This is a genomic window from Caulobacter sp. LARHSG274, from assembly GCF_052871235.1.
In genome coordinates, this window is the sequence record NZ_JBIXJO010000002.1 from 1 (window position 1) to 15,045 (window position 15,045).

Annotated in this window: 16 protein-coding genes; 6 read left to right on the forward strand and 10 right to left on the reverse strand. The window is 68.9% G+C overall.

Going from position 1 to position 15,045, the window contains the following annotated elements; translation table 11 throughout:
* The 3 genes from ACIPQB_RS04310 to ACIPQB_RS04320 form a co-directional block, all read left to right on the forward strand.
* On the forward strand, positions 1-302 hold a 302-nt coding region (locus ACIPQB_RS04310), incomplete at its 5' end, for a transposase (protein ID WP_446483982.1).
* 227 nt (positions 303-529) lie between these two features.
* Positions 530-1,111: a hypothetical protein gene (locus tag ACIPQB_RS04315; RefSeq protein ID WP_446483983.1), complete on the forward strand. Its 582-nt coding sequence runs from the start codon at positions 530-532 to the stop codon at positions 1,109-1,111.
* A gap of 177 nt (positions 1,112-1,288) precedes the next feature.
* Positions 1,289-2,545: a dipeptidase gene (locus ACIPQB_RS04320; protein WP_446483984.1), complete on the forward strand. Its 1,257-nt coding sequence runs from the start codon at positions 1,289-1,291 to the stop codon at positions 2,543-2,545.
* Between the two features lie 229 nt (positions 2,546-2,774).
* On the opposite strand, the gene ACIPQB_RS04325 is transcribed toward ACIPQB_RS04320, so the two are convergent.
* The 6 genes from ACIPQB_RS04325 to purC all read right to left on the reverse strand — a co-directional run bounded on the left by ACIPQB_RS04325 (position 2,775) and on the right by purC (position 8,241).
* A complete protein-coding gene (locus ACIPQB_RS04325; RefSeq protein WP_446483985.1) occupies positions 2,775-4,700 on the reverse strand; it encodes a CocE/NonD family hydrolase in 1,926 nt (641 codons plus the stop codon).
* A gap of 160 nt (positions 4,701-4,860) precedes the next feature.
* Positions 4,861-5,580: a hypothetical protein gene (locus tag ACIPQB_RS04330; RefSeq protein ID WP_446483986.1), complete on the reverse strand. Its 720-nt coding sequence runs from the start codon at positions 5,578-5,580 to the stop codon at positions 4,861-4,863.
* Between the two features lie 16 nt (positions 5,581-5,596).
* On the reverse strand, positions 5,597-6,259 hold the full coding sequence (gene purQ / locus ACIPQB_RS04335; RefSeq protein WP_446483987.1) for a phosphoribosylformylglycinamidine synthase subunit PurQ: 663 nt from the start codon (positions 6,257-6,259) through the stop codon (positions 5,597-5,599).
* A 205-nt stretch (positions 6,260-6,464) separates the two neighbouring features.
* Complete coding sequence (locus ACIPQB_RS04340) at positions 6,465-6,953, reverse strand: DUF3291 domain-containing protein (protein WP_446483988.1); 489 nt, start codon at positions 6,951-6,953, stop codon at positions 6,465-6,467.
* Between the two features lie 116 nt (positions 6,954-7,069).
* Entirely contained in the window at positions 7,070-7,309 is a 240-nt protein-coding gene (purS, locus tag ACIPQB_RS04345; RefSeq protein ID WP_446483989.1) for a phosphoribosylformylglycinamidine synthase subunit PurS, read from the reverse strand.
* Between the two features lie 173 nt (positions 7,310-7,482).
* A complete protein-coding gene (purC, locus tag ACIPQB_RS04350; protein ID WP_028040001.1) occupies positions 7,483-8,241 on the reverse strand; it encodes a phosphoribosylaminoimidazolesuccinocarboxamide synthase in 759 nt (252 codons plus the stop codon).
* A gap of 287 nt (positions 8,242-8,528) precedes the next feature.
* Here purC and ACIPQB_RS04355 point away from each other — a divergent pair, with 287 nt between their 5' ends.
* Entirely contained in the window at positions 8,529-8,846 is a 318-nt protein-coding gene (locus tag ACIPQB_RS04355; RefSeq protein WP_446483990.1) for a DUF1476 domain-containing protein, read from the forward strand.
* A gap of 247 nt (positions 8,847-9,093) precedes the next feature.
* Complete coding sequence (locus ACIPQB_RS04360) at positions 9,094-9,513, forward strand: DUF1842 domain-containing protein (protein WP_446483991.1); 420 nt, start codon at positions 9,094-9,096, stop codon at positions 9,511-9,513.
* Between the two features lie 73 nt (positions 9,514-9,586).
* Here the strand turns inward: ACIPQB_RS04360 and ACIPQB_RS04365 are convergent, their stop codons facing one another.
* On the reverse strand, positions 9,587-11,599 hold the full coding sequence (locus ACIPQB_RS04365; RefSeq protein ID WP_446483992.1) for a M13 family metallopeptidase: 2,013 nt from the start codon (positions 11,597-11,599) through the stop codon (positions 9,587-9,589).
* A 124-nt stretch (positions 11,600-11,723) separates the two neighbouring features.
* On the opposite strand from ACIPQB_RS04365, the gene ACIPQB_RS04370 reads away from it, so the two are divergent.
* The gene (locus tag ACIPQB_RS04370) at positions 11,724-11,918 is read left to right on the forward strand and encodes a type II toxin-antitoxin system Phd/YefM family antitoxin (protein WP_446483993.1); all 195 of its coding nucleotides are present in this window, start codon (positions 11,724-11,726) and stop codon (positions 11,916-11,918) included.
* Here the strand turns inward: ACIPQB_RS04370 and ACIPQB_RS04375 are convergent.
* From ACIPQB_RS04375 to ACIPQB_RS04385, 3 genes are read right to left on the reverse strand one after another with little or no spacing between them, the layout of a single operon-like run.
* Entirely contained in the window at positions 11,915-12,448 is a 534-nt protein-coding gene (locus tag ACIPQB_RS04375) for a DNA-deoxyinosine glycosylase (protein WP_446483994.1), read from the reverse strand. The two genes, ACIPQB_RS04370 and ACIPQB_RS04375, sit on opposite strands and share 4 nt — an antisense overlap.
* Positions 12,449-12,481: 33 nt before the next feature.
* Positions 12,482-14,032, reverse strand: a complete 1,551-nt coding sequence (locus ACIPQB_RS04380; protein WP_446483995.1) for a sulfite reductase subunit alpha — start codon at positions 14,030-14,032, stop codon at positions 12,482-12,484.
* Positions 14,029-15,027 carry an FAD:protein FMN transferase gene (locus tag ACIPQB_RS04385; RefSeq protein WP_446483996.1) on the reverse strand — a complete coding sequence of 333 codons (999 nt, stop codon included), beginning with the start codon at positions 15,025-15,027 and terminating at the stop codon, positions 14,029-14,031. Before ACIPQB_RS04385 ends, ACIPQB_RS04380 begins: the two co-directional genes overlap by 4 nt.
* Between the last annotated feature and the right edge of the window lie 18 nt (positions 15,028-15,045).

Below are 15,045 nucleotides of genomic sequence, written 5' to 3' on the forward strand. Positions count from 1 at the left end.
TCTACAAGCGCCGCTGGGCGATCGAACTGTTCTTCCGCTGGGTCAAGCAGACCCTGAAGATCAAGCACTTCCTGGGCCGCTCCGAGAACGCCGTCCGCATCCAGGTCGCCATCGCCCTCATCGCCTACCTGCTGCTGCGCCTGGCCAATGACGCCGTCAAGATCACCCACGGCGTCCTGGCCTTCTCAAGACTCGTTCGAGCCAATCTCATGCATCGCAGACCTCTCGATCAGCTCCTCAAGCCCCCGCCAACTCCAGCCCACGACCCACGACAACTCTCTCTCGACTTGATGACAGCGTGAACCGGACAGCCGTGCCACAAGGGCGGGAATGACGGATCAATTTAATGGCGGAGAATCTTCGGAACATCCGACTTGGGTCGTATCCGGAAATTGGCGCAGGCGCCGAAGGCGGACCTTGACCCTGGCCGCCAAGGGCGGACAGTGGAAGCGTCAGCTTGTGCTGGTTAGCATACAGCCGCGCAAGAGCTGCTTCTCGCTGTTTTATCGATCTGGGGGCTTGAGAATCGATGAACGAAGAGAACCTCGTACAAAGATTCAAGCCGCTGATTGAAGAATGCCAACAACTCAGAGGTTGGTTGATAAATTCATTTGCTCAGGTCGAGTTTCTCCTAGGAGACATCGTGTGCAGGGCATGGGAGCTGCCGGAATTCGTATCTCTAAGACGCCCTATTCCCATGGGCGTTGGAAACAGGCTTGCCGCACTTCGCGAGCTGCTCGAATTCGGAACCTCGATGGACTCTTTCAAAGGGCAAATTGAGATCGCCCTGACCGAATTCGAGCGGTTTGAAGAGGTCAGGCACTTCCTTACCCATGGCTTCTGCTCATTCGATGTCACAGGCGCTGGCGACGCAGCTATGCGGTTCCGGCGATATATCCCTCCCAAAAAGGGAGGATCGTCCGAGCTATTGGAACTCTACATGCTCCCTCAAGAACTGCGGGATGCAGCGGGCCAGTGGACAACGTTCGCGAACGATTTCGTCGCTTTAAGCAGCCAAGTATACGCTCAATTCAAACTTGAAGACGTAGGTCCAAGCGCCAAGCGAGTAATATATAGGCCTCACCTGAAACCAGGAGACCGGTCGAAGTAGAGCAAAATGTCGCATTGGCCGATGTCTTACATGGGTCGAGATTCGCCATCGGCGCGCTACCGGCCAGCGGACCTTCAGATCCCCACCGTCAGGAACCGGCAGACTCCCACCCCGCCACGCCTTGACCGTTCCCCCACAATCTCCGAGCGTGGCCGCTCGCCAAACTTCGGAGCCCCGATGTCCCGCCTGCTGACCGTCCTGCTCGGCTCCGCCGCCCTGTTCGCCGCCGTCCCTTCCGCTCACGCCGCCGAGGCGCCCGTCTCCAAGGCCGAAGTCTCCAAGGCTGACCGCGCCCTGCACGAGCGGGTCCTGACCCTGGACACCCACCTGGACACCCCCGAGCACTTCGCCCGCCAGGGCTGGAGCATGGTCGAGCGCCATGCGGTCGCCGTCGACGGCACCGAGGTCGACCTGCCGCGGATGAATGCGGGCGGGCTGGATGGCGGGTTCTTCGTGATCTACACCGCCCAGGGGCCGCTGACCGCCGAGGGCTACCGCTTCGCCCGCGACTTCGCCCTGGAGCGGGCCACGGAGATCCGCGAGATGGTCGCGGCCCATGCCGACCAGTTCGAGCTGGCCTACACCGCCGACGACGCCGAGCGGATCAACAAGGCCGGCAAGAAGTTCGTCTTCCAGAGCATCGAGAACAGCTGGCCGATGGGCGAGGATCTGACCCTGATGCAGACCTTCCACCAGACCGGCGTGCGGCTGGCTGGACCGGTCCACTTCAAGAACAACCAGTTCGCCGACAGCTCGACCGACAAGCCGATCTGGCACGGCTTCTCGCCGCTGGGCCTGCGCTGGCTGGCCGAGGCCAACCGCCTGGGGATCGTCATCGACGTCAGCCACGCCTCCGACGACGTGGTCGACCAGGCCGTGGTCCTGTCCAAGGTCCCGATCATCGCCTCGCATTCGGGGGCGCGGGCCATCTTCGACCACCCCCGCAATCTCGACGACGGCCGGCTGAAAAAGATCGCCGACGCCGGCGGGGTGATCTGCATCAACTCGGTCTATCTGAAGGACACCAAGGCCAGTCCCGAGCGCAAGGCGGCGCTGGAGGCCCTGGGAACGGCGCCCGACAGCGAGACCGCGACCGAGGCCGAGATGGTCGCCTATCTGCAGAAGCGGGCCCAGGTCGACGCCAAATTCCCGCCGGTTCGGGCCTCGTTCGAGGACTTCATGGCCAGCCTGCTGCACACCCTGAAGCTGGTCGGCCCCGAGCATGTCGGGATCGGCGCCGACTGGGACGGCGGCGGCGGGGTGATCGGCTTCGAGGACGTCGCCGACCTGCCCAAGGTCACCGCCCGCCTGAAGGCCGCCGGCTACAGCGACGCCGACGTGGCGGCGATCTGGGGCGGCAACGTGCTGCGGGTGCTGCGCGCGGCCCAGGACTATGCGGCCAAGGAAGCGGCCAAGGCCGCCAAGGGCTCCTGAGCTCCACCCCTCGCTTCCCTTCACCCGTCTCCCCGGCGAAGGCCGGGGTCCAGATCACAGGACTGTGTGTTTCGGATAAGCGTCCAATGCGACGGCTGAATCTGGGCCCCGGCCTTCGCCGGGGAGACGGGGTAGGTGGGCCACTTCGCCGCCCTTGCGGCGGACAGATGGGCCCCGGGCACGAGGCCCGGGATGACGGGTTTGGGTTAGAAAAGCTTCGGAACAGCCCCTACCGCCCCACCACCGGCAGCTCGATGAAGCTGGCCTCGTCGCCGGCGTGGTAGACCCGCTGGGTGGCTTTGACGTAGTCGGCCGGCTTGGCGAAGAAGATGTTGGGCGTGAAGGTCTGGGGGTTGCGGTCGTAGAGCGGGAACCAGCTGGACTGCACCTGGACCATGATCCGGTGGCCCGGCTGGAAGGTGTAGTTGGCGGTCGGCAGGATGAACTGGTACTTCAGCGGCGTGTCAGGCTTGAGCGCCTTGGGGGCGCTGAAGCTCTCGCGGTAGCGGCCGCGGAAGATGTCCATGCCCACGGCCAGCTGGTAGCCGCCCAGCTCCGGCTGGCTGGGGACCTCGTCGGGGAAGACGTCGATCAGCTTGACCACCCAGTCGCTGTCCGTGCCGCTGGTCGAGGCGGTCAGGTTGACCTTGGGCACGCCGGCGATCTTCAGCGGCGCGGTCAGGGGCTCGGACACGTAGGAGAGCACGTCGGTGCGGTCGGCCACGGCCCGCTGGTCGGTGACCAGCCAGGGCTTCCAGCGGTCGCTGTCGCCGAAGCGCACCGGGCGCGGGACGTAGGGCACGGGCTTGGCCGGGTCGGAGACATATTCGTCATAGGCCGCCGCGCCCTTGGCCGGGGCCGGGGCGCTGAACGACAGCCCGCCGTTCGGGGCCAGATAGAGCGGCTTGGCGCCCCCCTGCGGCCAGGACTTGTAGCGGTCCCAGTGGTTCTGGCCGGGGTCGTAGATCAGCACCGGCGGGGTGTCGGCCTTGGGCGCGCCGTCCTTCAGGTACTGGTCGAAGAACGGCAGCAGCACGTCGCGGCGGAACTGCAGGGCGGTGTCGCCGTCCCACTTGAACGGGCCCAGGCTGGAGCCGTCATAATTGACCTGGCTGTGGCGCCAGGGGCCCAGCACCAGGTAGCTCTTGTCGTTGGCCGTATCCTTGGGCTCGGTGGCGGCGTAGGCGTGGACCGCGCCCCACATGTCCTCCTGGTCCCACAGGCCCTGGATCCACATGGTCGGCACGGTCAGGGGCTGCTTGGCCATGGTCTTGTCGAGGGCCTGCTCGCTCCAGAAGCTGTCATAGGCCGGGTGCTCGGTCAGCTTCTTCCACCACGGCAGCTGGTCCAGGCCGTTGGTCTTGGCGTAGTCGCCGGTCGAGCCGGCCCGGCGGAAGTTGTCGTAGTCGTCATAGCCCTGGCGCACGACGTCGTCGCCGGCCCCGCGCACCGTGGTCTGGCCGGTGAAATAGTCGAGATTGACCTGGCGGAAGGCCCCGAAGTGGAACCAGTCGTCGCCCATCCAGCCGTCGACCATCGGGCTCATCGGCGCGGCGACCTTCAGGGCCGGGTGCGGATGGACCAGGGCCATCACCACCGTGAAGCCCTCGTAGGAGCTGCCCAGCATGCCGACCTTGCCGTTGCTCTCGGGCACGTTCTTGGTCAGCCAGTCGATGGTGTCGTAGGCGTCGGTGGAGTGGTCGACCTCGCTGTTGTTCAGCGGCCCCTTCAGCGGGCGGGTCATCACATAATCGCCTTCGGAGCCGTACTTGCCGCGGATGTCCTGGAACACGCGGATATAGCCGTCCTGGACGAACACCTCGTCGCCCTGCGGCAGGGCGGCCAGCATGTGCGGGCTGTCGTTGCGGGCCGCGCGCTTGGCGGCGTTGTAGGGGGTGCGGGTCAGCAGGATCGGGGCGTTCTTGGCCCCCTTGGGCACGACGATCACCGTGTAGAGCTTGGTCCCGTCGCGCATCGGGATCATCACCACCCGCTTGTCGTAGTCGTAGCCGACCTTGGGGGCGACATACTTGCCGTCGATGTCGGGGGTCAGGGGCGGGGTCTGCCCGGCGGCCTGGGCGTGGGCGACGGTGGCGAAGGCGGTCAGGGCGGCGGCGGCCAGCAGGCCGGCGCGCAGGGAAGAGGCAAGACTCATCGAAGGGCTCCCTAGGGTGGAGTCACCTTAGGGGCGGTTTTTGAGCGGCGCTATAATATAACAGCGCTCGGCATGGTTCCGCGTCTGGAGCGCCGTGGTTGAGGGCTGAATCCTTCTTTCATCCGTCTCCCCGGCCTTCGCCAGGGAGACGGGGCGGGGGCTAACGGCGATAGACGCCCAGGAAGCTGGCGCCTATGCCGCCGCAGCCCCAGGGGCTGTCGGCGTCGCCGTCGTTGACCACCAGGTAGCGGTCGACGCGGCGGAACCGGACGGCGCAGTGGGGCGGCGGCGGCGCGTCCGGGAACTGGGCCTTGTACTGGGCGGCCGCCTCGGCGTCGAAATCGGAGAACCGGCCGCTGGGGCCGTCCACCAAGAGGGCGCCGGCGAAATGGCCGGTCGGCGGGGAGGGGCGGCCCGTATTGACCGTGTCGCCCTCGACCTGCAGGCCGCCGCGGGCGTCGCGGGTGATCGTGACGGTGGTGTCTTCGCCGAACGACCATCGGCCCAGCCAGTCGGCCTGGGTCGTCGGCGGCGCCGGGATCCTGGCCAGGTCCGCGGCCCGCAGCCAGCCGACGGTGTCGCGCGGGGTCCCGCTGTACCAGGCGCAGGCCCAGCCGTTCTCGACCTGGCTGACCAGCACCGGGTCCTTTTCGACCAGATAGCTTTTCAGCTGGCAGGCGGCGGCGGCCGGGCAGCCCTCGCCGTCCTGGCGGAAATGGGAACGGCCGGGGACGGCGACGCGATAGGCCTCGGCCCCGCTGTCCTGGGCCCGTTCGACGAAGCCGCCCTCGTCGCAGCGGGCCGACGCCTCCTGGGCCCAGGCGCTGGAGGCCGACAGGCTGGCGAGGAGGGCGGCCGCGACGATCAGCTGGCGACCCATCCTAGCCCCTTCGCGGTCAGGCGCTGGCGAAGATGCTGCGGAACAGCAGGGCGCCGTCTTCCGAGCCCAGGTCCGGGTCGAACGAGCGGTCGGGGTGGGGCATCAGGCCCAGGACATTGCCGCCGGCGTTGACGATGCCGGCGATGTCGCGGGCCGAGCCGTTGGGATTGTCCTGGTAGCGGAACACCACCTGGCCTTCGCCCTCCAGCCGGTCGAGGGTCTGCGCGTCGGCGAAGAAGTTGCCCTCGCCGTTGCCGACCGTCATCACCGCCTGGCGCTGCTCGCCATAGCTGGCGGTGAAGCGGGTCTGGCCGTTGACGATGTCCAGGGCCACCGGCTTGCAGACATATTTCAGCTTCTCGTTGCGCAGCAGGGCGCCGGGCAGCAGCCCCGCCTCGCACAGCACCTGGAATCCGTTGCAGATCCCGACCACGGCGACGCCGCTGTTGGCGGCGGCGATCACTTCGCGCATCACCGGGCTCTGGGCGGCCATGGCCCCGCAGCGCAGGTAGTCGCCATAGGAGAAGCCGCCGGGCAGGACGATCAGGTCCAGGTCGTCGGGCAGGGCCGTCTCCTGGTGCCAGACCATCTCGACGCGGGCGCCGGCGGAGCGCTCGATGGCGACCTTGCAGTCACGATCGCAATTGGAACCGGGGAAGACGACGACGGCGGCTTTCATGGCGCGGGCCTGTAGCACCGTTCGCGGGGGATGTCAGCGGTCAAGCGCAGCGAACCCACTACGCTCGTCATCCTCGGACTTGTTCCGAGGACCGAGTTTGTCCGCGACCTCGCCGCTCCACGGATCTTCCTTCTTCACAGCTGCGGCAGGGGTCCTCGGAACAAGTCCGAGGATGACGGGGCGGGGGATCACGGGGCGGTGGAGATCACGCCCCGCATTCGTCCAGCACCGGCTCCACGGGAACCGCGTCCGGGGCCGGGAACGGAGCCTTGAAGGTGAAGGCTTCCGGGGTCGGGCCATGGGCCTCCAGCCGGGCCAGCCGGGCCTTGGCCTCGTCGATGGTCGGGCGGTGGCCGGCCGGGACCCACCACAGCACCATGTAGACGTCCATGTGCTCGAACCATTCGCGGCGGCGGCGCATGATCTGCACGTGGTCGCCGCGATAGACGAAGGCCCCCAGGGAGGGGATGTCGGTCCAGACCGACATGTTGATGGCGATCAGCGGGTCTTCGTAGGGGGCCAGGTCGGTGGCGTTGTCGCCCTCGCCAACCAATCGCCAGACGAAGCCGGGCGAGGCGTCGGCCAGGGCGTTGACCCGGTCGAGATTGTCGACGAAGTCCTTGATCATCGGGTGGTCGACCGGGGCCCGCAGGCGGCCGATATTGACCTGGGCCAGATGAAACTTGGCGCTCATGGGGGTCCCTCCGTGTCCACCGAACATGGGGCGGCCAAGCGGGAGCGGAAGGCGTCACACGAAGAAAAAGCGCCGCTCCAGGGGGAGGGCGCCTGATCTTGGGTCGACCTTGATCTTCAGGCGATCTCGACGCGGTAGCTTTCGATCACCGTATTGGCCAGCAGCTTGTCGCACATGGCCTTGACCTCGGCCTCGGCCTTGGCGGGGTCGGTCTCGGCCAGGTCGAACTCGATCGTGCGGCCGACCCGCACCTGCGAGGCGCCGGCCCAGCCCAGGCCGTGCAGGGCGGCTTCGACGGCCTTGCCCTGGACGTCGAGCACGCCGGGCTTGAGGAACACTTGGACCTTGGCTTTCATTTCGTCGTCCTGACCTTCTTCACCCTCTCCCAGGGGGAGAGGGAGGGGCCCATGCGCAGCATGGGAGGGTGAGGGGGTGCGGGGCTTCCGGACGAGGCTTAACCCCTCATCCTCTCACGCGCCGAGCGGCGCGCGGGCCCCTCCTTCTCCCGCTGGGAGAAGGGGTTTTAAGGCTAATGCACGCCGCCTTGGATGACGGTGGGCATTTCCTTCATGATGCCGAGGCGGCGAGCCACCTCGGTGTAGCTTTCGATGACATTGCCCAGGTCGCGGCGGAACCGGTCCTTGTCCATCTTCTCGTTGGTGGTCGAGTCCCACAGCCGGCAGCTGTCGGGGCTGATCTCGTCGGCCAGGATCACCCGGCTGAAGTCGCCTTCATAGACGCGGCCGAACTCGATCTTGAAGTCGACCAGGGTGATGCCGACGCCGCTGAACAGGCCCGACAGATAGTCGTTCACCCGCAGGGCCATGGCCATCATGTCGTCGATCTCCTGGGTGGCGGCCCAGTTGAAGGCGGTGATGTGCTCCTCGGAGACCATCGGGTCGCCGAGCTTGTCGTCCTTGTAGTAGAACTCGATGATCGAGCGCGGCAGCGGCGTGCCCTCGGCCAGGCCCAGGCGGGTGGCGATCGAGCCGGCGGCGATGTTGCGCACCACCACCTCCAGCGGGATGATCTCGACTTCCTTGATCAGCTGCTCGCGCAGGCTCAGGCGGCGGATGAAGTGGTTCTGCACGCCGATGCCGTTCAGGCGAGTCATGATGTACTCGCTGATGCGGTTGTTGATCACGCCCTTGCCTTCGAGCACGGCCTTCTTCTGGGCGTTGAAGGCGGTGGCGTCGTCCTTGAAATACTGGATCAGGGTGCCCGGCTCGGGGCCCTCGTACAGGATCTTGGCCTTGCCTTCGTAGATCTTCTTGCGGCGGGTGGTCATGGCTCTCGTCGAGGCCCTTCTGGTTGCGAGCGCCGATTTCCCCGGAAGATGTTCCGAAGACCCGAAGAAACGAAAAGCGCGCGCGGCGGATAGCTGCGCGCGGCGTTCGACTCAAGGCCGCTCACGAAAAATGTCCCCTGGAAACTAGCTGAAGGCGGGCCCCGGCGCAAACGGCGGCGGCGCGGCCTCGCGATTGTGACCGCCTCGGAGGCGCTGCGGCGCTGCTTGCGATTGTGCGGCGGCTCGCCACGGGATATGCAGCCCGCTCAGAGACTATTGGGGCTTTCATGACCACCTTCGACGAACGCGAACAGGGTTTCGAGCGCAAGTTCGCCCTGGAGCAGGAGCAGGAATTCAAGGCGACCGCCCGCCGCAACCGCCTGCTGGGCGAGTGGGCGGCCGAGCTGATGGGCCTGGCGACGGTCGACGAGTACGCCCGCGCCGTCGTCAAGTCCGACTTCGAGCAGCCCGGCGACGAGGACGTGCTGCGCAAGGTCGCCGGCGACCTCAAGGGCTCGGGCGTCAATGTCAGCGAGGGCGAGGTCCGTCGCAAGATGGACGAGCTGCTGGCCATGGCCCGCGGCCAGATCGCCGCCGGCGAGTAGCCGCCGAAGCGACGGACCGGAATTATTCTAATCGCTCCACGAGGCCCGGCCGCGGCGTTCGCCGTCGCCGGGCCTTGTCGTCTCTGGAGTCCGCAACCGCCGACGCGACGCCTGCGGATCGATTGCGCGCATAGGTAGATAGAAAATCGGATAGCGCGCTGAGGTTTCCTTGGGCGGCGCCCACCTGTGGATGTATCACTCTCCCGCAAGGCGACCAGCAGGGTCGTCAGCACCAGGAGGACGCCCCATGGCGGACGACATCGGTACGCTTCACACCCAGAAGGCCGGCGAAGAGATCGGCCTCTATTTCGTCAAGGCGGTGGTCGGCAATGTCGGCACGCCCGGCGCGCCCATCGTCAATCTGGCCCTGACCGTGCAGGCCGCCTCGGGCCATGTCAGCGGCATCGCCGAGATCAACCAGGCGATCGTCGGCGGTCAGCACCGTTTCCCGGTCAACGGCCAGATCTATCAGACCGGCTTTGGCCCCAACCACCAGCTGGTGTCGCTGGCCGGCGAGTTCGTCTACAGCGTGCCGCCCCCGGCCATCGGCTCGTTCCTGGCGCGGTTCACCGCCGCCCTGTCGGTGGACCAGGCCTGGAACGGCTCGGGCGGTTTCAACTACCTCAACACCCACGTCGAGCACGTGCCGGTCAAGAAGATCGCCTGATCGCGATCGCCTGACGGCCCGGGCCCGCGCCGCCTGCCGCCCCCATCGGCACGGCGACGCGGGTCGTTTGCCGTCACCAGACCCGCGAGCGGTCTTCCGGCTTCAGATAGTAGGTGTCGCCCGGCTTGACCGCGAAGGCGGCGTACCAGGCGTCGACATTGCGGGTCGGACCGATCACCCGGAACGCCGAGGGCGAATGCGGGTCCGAGGCCATCTGCTGCTTCAGGGAGTCGGGGCGGGTCTTGTCCTGCCAGGCCTGGGCGAAGGCCAGGAACAATCGCTGGTCGCCGCTCAGCCCGCCGATCACCGGGGCCGGCCGGCCGCCGAGCGAGGCGTGGTAGGCGTCCAGCGCCACCTGCAGCCCGGCCAGATCGGCGATGTTCTCGCCCATGGTCAGCTTGCCGTTGATGTGCGAGCCGGGCACCGGCTCATAGGCGTCGTACTGCCGGCCCAGGGTGTCGGCCTGGGCCTCGAAGCGCTTGGCGTCCTCGGCCGTCCACCAGTCGCGCAGGGCGCCGGCGGCGTCGATCTTGCGGCCCTGGTCGTCGAAGCCGTGGCTGATCTCGTGGCCGATGATCGCGCCGATCGCCCCATAGTTCACCGCCGGGTCGGCGGCCGGGTCGAAATAGGGCGCCTGCAGGATGCCGGCCGGAAAGACGATCTTGTTCTCCAGCCCGCCGTTGTAGGCGTTGACCGTCTGCGGGGTCATGCCCCACTTGCCATGGTCGACCGGCTTGCCCAGGTCGCTCAGCGTATAGGCCCATTCGAAGGCCCGGCTGCGCAGCACGTTGCCATAGAGGTCGCCGGCCTCGAGCTTAAGGCCCGAATAGTCGCGCCACTTGTCGGGATAGCCGACCATCACCTGCATCTTCGAGAGCTTGGTCTGGGCCTCGGTTTTGGTGGCCGGGCTCATCCACGCGGCCTGGTCGATACGGGCGGCCATGGCGGTCTTCAGGTGGGCGATCAGGTCGACCATCTGGGCCTTGGACGAGGGCGGGAAATACTGGGCGACATAGGCCTGGCCGACCACCTCGCCGAGGCTGCCGTCGACCAGCTGGACGCCGCGCTTCCAGCGCGGGCGGATGGTCTCCTGGCCGGTCAGCACCTTGACATAGGCGAAGCGGCTGTCGACGAAGCGCTTGGACAGGTAGGGCGAGGCCTCCTCGACCAGGTGGAAGGCCTGCCAGGCCTTCAGGGTCTCCAGCGGGGTGTCGGCATAGAGCTTGGCGATGTCGCGCACCGCGGTCTTCTCGCCCAGCACCGCCTTGGCCCGGCCCGGCATGCCGGCCGCGGCCAGGTAGTCCGACCACGGGAACGGGGCGTAGGCGACCAGCTCGGCGGCGGTGACCGGGTTGTAGGTCGCGACGACGTCGCGGCGCTTGTCGGCCTCCCAGCTGACCTTGGCGATGGCGGTCTCGAAGGCCACGACCTCGGCGGCGGCCTTGGCCGGATCGGCGTAGCCGGCCATCTTCAGGGCCCGCTCGACGAAGGCGGCATAGGCCGCCAGCTGCGGCTTGAAGCCGTCGGTCAGGTAGTAGTCGCGATCGGGCAGGCCCAGGCCCGACTGACCGATATAGAGGATGTTGACCTCCGGGTTCTTGGCGTCGGGATAGATGTCCAGCGAGAAGATGTCGGCCCCGAAGCCGCCGTGGGCCCGGCCCAGGGCCTGGGCGAAGGCGGTCTTGGTCCTGATCGCCGCGATCGCCGCCAGGTCGGCCTTCAGCGGCCTGTCGTCGACCTGCTCGACCTTGGCCTCGTCGCTGAAGCTCTTGTAGAGGGCGCCGATGGGGGTCTTGGCGTCGGCGGTCTCGATCAGGCTGCGCAGCTGGTCCTGGGCGCGGTTGTAGACGTCATAGCCGACCCCGGCCGAGGCCTGGTCGCCGGGGATCGTCGTGCGCGCGGCCCAGGCGCCGTTGGCGTAGCGGTCGAAGTCGCCGCCGGGCGAGACCGTGGCGTCGCCGGCCGTCAGGTCGACGCCCCAGGCGCCGTACATCGGCTTGCCGGCCGGCGCGCTCATCGGCTCGGCGGCCCAGGCGGCGGCGGACAGGCTCAGCGCCGAAACGGCGGCCAGCAGGACGATGCGCATGTGGAAAGCTCCCCTTGAAGCGGGGATGCTGCCTCAGTTGACGCCCGGGCGCAGATGAAAAACGCGTAATGTTGGCCAGGATGGGACGATTGTCTTGTCGCGGACCCTAACTCAGCGAGGTCAGATGACCGTCGTCACCGTCCAGGAAGCCGAAGCCGATTTCGAGCGCTTGGTCGCTGAAGTCGAGGCGGGTGGAAAAGTCGTCATCACGGTAGATGGCAAGCCGGTGGCCAGCCTCGTGCCCATGCCGCCGCCGTCCGCCCGGCCAAAACGTGTGTTTGGCGGACTGACCGACACGCCCGAAGGCGAAGGGCTCTAGTCCAGCCACGCCCTGATCGCCGCCCACGCCTGCGCCTTCTCGTCGAACGACCGCGCCGCGTGGGCCGGGCTGGAGGAGGGCAGGGGCAGCAGGGCCAGGCGGTCGGCGACCGGGGCCAGCAGCCGGCCGCCCAGCTTCGCGGCCGTCCCGCCGTTGAAGGCCACGGCCCGCAGGCGCGGCAGGGTGTGGACCAGGGCGACGAGGTCATTGGCGACCGGATCGAGGATGGCGGCGTCGAGGCTGCCGCGCCGATGCGCCTGCGCCACCACGTCCCATAGCCCGACGCCCCGGGCCAGCAGGGCCGCCAGTCTCTGCGCATAGGGCAGGGAAACCAGCGGCGTCGCCAGCACCGTCTCCATCAGCGGCCAGAAGGCGTTGCGCGGATGGCCGTAATACTGGCCGGCCGCCAGCGAGGCGTCGCCCGGCAGGCTGCCCAGCACCAGCACCCGGGTCTGTGCGTCGACGACGGCCGGAAAGCCCGCCTTGCGGATCGCGCCCGGCGTCTGCGGCGCCCGGGCGTCATCGTTCATGCTCGCCACATTCGTCCTCGTCATTCGACAGGGTCAGTAGACATCCCGCCGATAGCGGCTCTCGTCGCTCAGCCGTTCCACCGTCTCGGCCCCCAGCACCGAGACCAGGGCCGCATGGACCTCGCCCGACATGCCGTCCAGCGAACCGCAGACATAGATCGCCGCGCCGTCGGCGACCCAGGCGCGCAGGGTGTCGGCGGCCTTGATCAGCCGGTGCTGGACATACAGCTTGCGGGTCTGGTCGCGCGAAAAGGCCAGGTCCAGCCGCGCCAGCACCCCGGCGGCCCGCCAGGCCTCGATCTCCTCGCCATGGAAATAGTCGTGGGCCTCCGTCCGCTCGCCGAACACCAGCCAGTTGCGATGCAAGCCGGCTGCGGCCCGGGCCTTCAGGTGGGCGCGCAGGCCGGCCAGGCCCGTGCCGTTGCCGATCAGGATCAGCGGCCGATCGTCCTCGGGACCGTGGAAGCTGCGATTGGTCCGCACCCGGGCGGCGATCTCGCTGCCTGGCGCGGCGTGGCGCGTCAGCCAGCCCGAGCCGAGACCCGGCTGGCCGTCGGCCCGCCGCATGGCCCGGACCAGCAGCTCGACCCCGCCGTCGGCGGGCAGGGAGGCGATGGAATATTCGCGGTGGGGCAGGGGCGGCAGGGCGTCGACCAGGGCCTGGGGCGTCGGCGGCGGCGGCGCGGCATCGTGCGGCAGCCGCCGCCAGGACAGGGCCTCGGCCAGGGTCGCGCCGTCCTCGGCCGCGACCGGGGCCGCAGGGTCCAGCCCCAGGCGGGCCAACAGGGCGGCGGTTTCGGCCGGGGCGTTGCGCGGCCCGACCTCGAGAATGTCGCCGGCCGCCCAGCTCACCGGACCGTCGAGCGGTTCGAGCCGCAGATGGAAGGCCTCGCCGCCGGGACTGCCAGGGTTTAGCAGGCGGCGCTCGGCCAGCCGCCAGCGGCCATAGCGCGGACGGGTCCAGTCGGGGGCGTCGGTGACGCCGGCCAGCAGGCCGACATGGGCCTGCCAGTGGCGCAGGGCGGCCGGATCGCCGTCGTCGACCTCGACCCGGTCGAACAGCGGCGCGGCGCCCTGATGGGCCAGCCAGGCGTCCAGGGTTCGGCCGAAGGCGCAGAACCGGTCGTAGCCGCGGTCGCCCAGGGCAAGGAGGCCATAGCCGAGGCCGCTGAGGTCGGGCCGGGCGGCCATGACGTCGCGGAGGAAGCGGCGGGCGTCGTCGGGGGCGTCGCCCTCGCCGGTGGTGCTGACCACGAACAGGGCCCGGCCGCCCCCCTGCTGCGAAGCGGTCGCCAGGTCGGCGGCGGCGACCTCCGCCAGGCGCTTCAGGGTCACGCGCGCGCCGGCCTCGCCCAGCAGCCGGGCGGTGGCCAGGGCCAGCTCCTCGGCGAAGCCGGTCTGGCTGGCGTAGGCCAGCAGGATCGGCGCGCCGGTTCCGGCCGCCAGGGCTTGGGCCTCGCGCCGAGCGCGGCGGCGGCGCAGGGCCTCGCGGGCGGCGATGGCCAGGCAGAACAGGGCGTAGGCGCCGGCGACCAGGACGGCGGCCCACAGGCGTTCGGGCGGCGGGGACGGCCAGCCGCTCATGGGTCGAGCATGGCGGCCAGGGCCGGCGACAGCCGCTCCTCCAGGCCGTCGGGACCCGGCGTCAGGATCAGGGCCGCCAGGCCATGGTCGGTCGCGAAGGCCAGGGCGGCGTCGGGGGCCATCACCGTCAGGGCGGTGGCGTAGGCGTCGGCCCGCATGCAGCTTTCGTCCAGCACCGTGACGCTGATTGCGCCGTCGGCGACCGGCGCCGCCGTGGCCGGATCGAGGGTGTGGGCGTAGCGGCGGCCGTCATGCTCGAAGAACCGCCGGTAGTCGCCGGAGGTCGCGACCGCCAGGCCGTGCAGGGCGACCAGGGTGCGCGGGGCGGGGGCGTGGTCGGCGCTGGGCGGCCGCTCCAGCTCGACCCACCACGGCTGGCCGTCCGGCTTGGCGCCGAGGCCGCGCAGCTCGCCGCCGACCTCGACCAGATAGGACCGCGCCCCGGCCCGGTCGAGGGCGGCGGCGACCTGGTCGACGGCGAAGCCCTTGGCGATCCCGTTGAGGTCCAGGTGCAGGCCGCCGGGCTGCAGCAGCCGGTCGCCGTCGAGGACCAGCCGCCGCCAGCCGGCGGTGGCGCGAGCCCCGGCGATCGCCGCCGGCGCGGGCGGGCCGCCGGAGAACGGCCGGGGGCCGAAGCCCCAGAGCGAAACCAGCGCTCCCAGGGTCGGGTCGAAGGCCCCGCCGGTGCGTTCGGCCACGTCGATCGCGCAGGCCAGCACCTGGGCGAAGGCGGCGGGCAGGGCGGTCCAGGTTCCGGCCGCGGCGGCGTTGTAGCGCGACAGGTCGGACCCGGGCTCCCAGGGGCTCATCTGCGCCACCACAGTGTCGAGCTCGCGCTGGACCATGGCCGTCAGGGCCTCGGCCGAGGCGGTGGGCGGGGCGACCAGCTTCACCGACCAGGTCGCGCCCATGCTCCGTCCGCCAAGCGCCAGCACCGCGCCGCCGATCGGGCGGGCGGGCGGCTGGGCCAGCAGGGGGACGAGGACGCGGGTCATGGGCGAGACCTGTCGCCG

Coding starts and splice junctions, on each gene's coding strand:
- ACIPQB_RS04315 (WP_446483983.1), top strand. CDS start 530: ATGAACGAAGAGAACCTCGTACAAAGATTCAAGCCGCTGATTGAAGAA.
- ACIPQB_RS04320 (WP_446483984.1), top strand. CDS start 1,289: ATGTCCCGCCTGCTGACCGTCCTGCTCGGCTCCGCCGCCCTGTTCGCC.
- ACIPQB_RS04325 (WP_446483985.1), bottom strand. CDS start 4,700: ATGAGTCTTGCCTCTTCCCTGCGCGCCGGCCTGCTGGCCGCCGCCGCC.
- ACIPQB_RS04330 (WP_446483986.1), bottom strand. CDS start 5,580: ATGGGTCGCCAGCTGATCGTCGCGGCCGCCCTCCTCGCCAGCCTGTCG.
- purQ (WP_446483987.1), bottom strand. CDS start 6,259: ATGAAAGCCGCCGTCGTCGTCTTCCCCGGTTCCAATTGCGATCGTGAC.
- ACIPQB_RS04340 (WP_446483988.1), bottom strand. CDS start 6,953: ATGAGCGCCAAGTTTCATCTGGCCCAGGTCAATATCGGCCGCCTGCGG.
- purS (WP_446483989.1), bottom strand. CDS start 7,309: ATGAAAGCCAAGGTCCAAGTGTTCCTCAAGCCCGGCGTGCTCGACGTC.
- purC (WP_028040001.1), bottom strand. CDS start 8,241: ATGACCACCCGCCGCAAGAAGATCTACGAAGGCAAGGCCAAGATCCTG.
- ACIPQB_RS04355 (WP_446483990.1), top strand. CDS start 8,529: ATGACCACCTTCGACGAACGCGAACAGGGTTTCGAGCGCAAGTTCGCC.
- ACIPQB_RS04360 (WP_446483991.1), top strand. CDS start 9,094: ATGGCGGACGACATCGGTACGCTTCACACCCAGAAGGCCGGCGAAGAG.
- ACIPQB_RS04365 (WP_446483992.1), bottom strand. CDS start 11,599: ATGCGCATCGTCCTGCTGGCCGCCGTTTCGGCGCTGAGCCTGTCCGCC.
- ACIPQB_RS04370 (WP_446483993.1), top strand. CDS start 11,724: ATGACCGTCGTCACCGTCCAGGAAGCCGAAGCCGATTTCGAGCGCTTG.
- ACIPQB_RS04375 (WP_446483994.1), bottom strand. CDS start 12,448: ATGAACGATGACGCCCGGGCGCCGCAGACGCCGGGCGCGATCCGCAAG.
- ACIPQB_RS04380 (WP_446483995.1), bottom strand. CDS start 14,032: ATGAGCGGCTGGCCGTCCCCGCCGCCCGAACGCCTGTGGGCCGCCGTC.
- ACIPQB_RS04385 (WP_446483996.1), bottom strand. CDS start 15,027: ATGACCCGCGTCCTCGTCCCCCTGCTGGCCCAGCCGCCCGCCCGCCCG.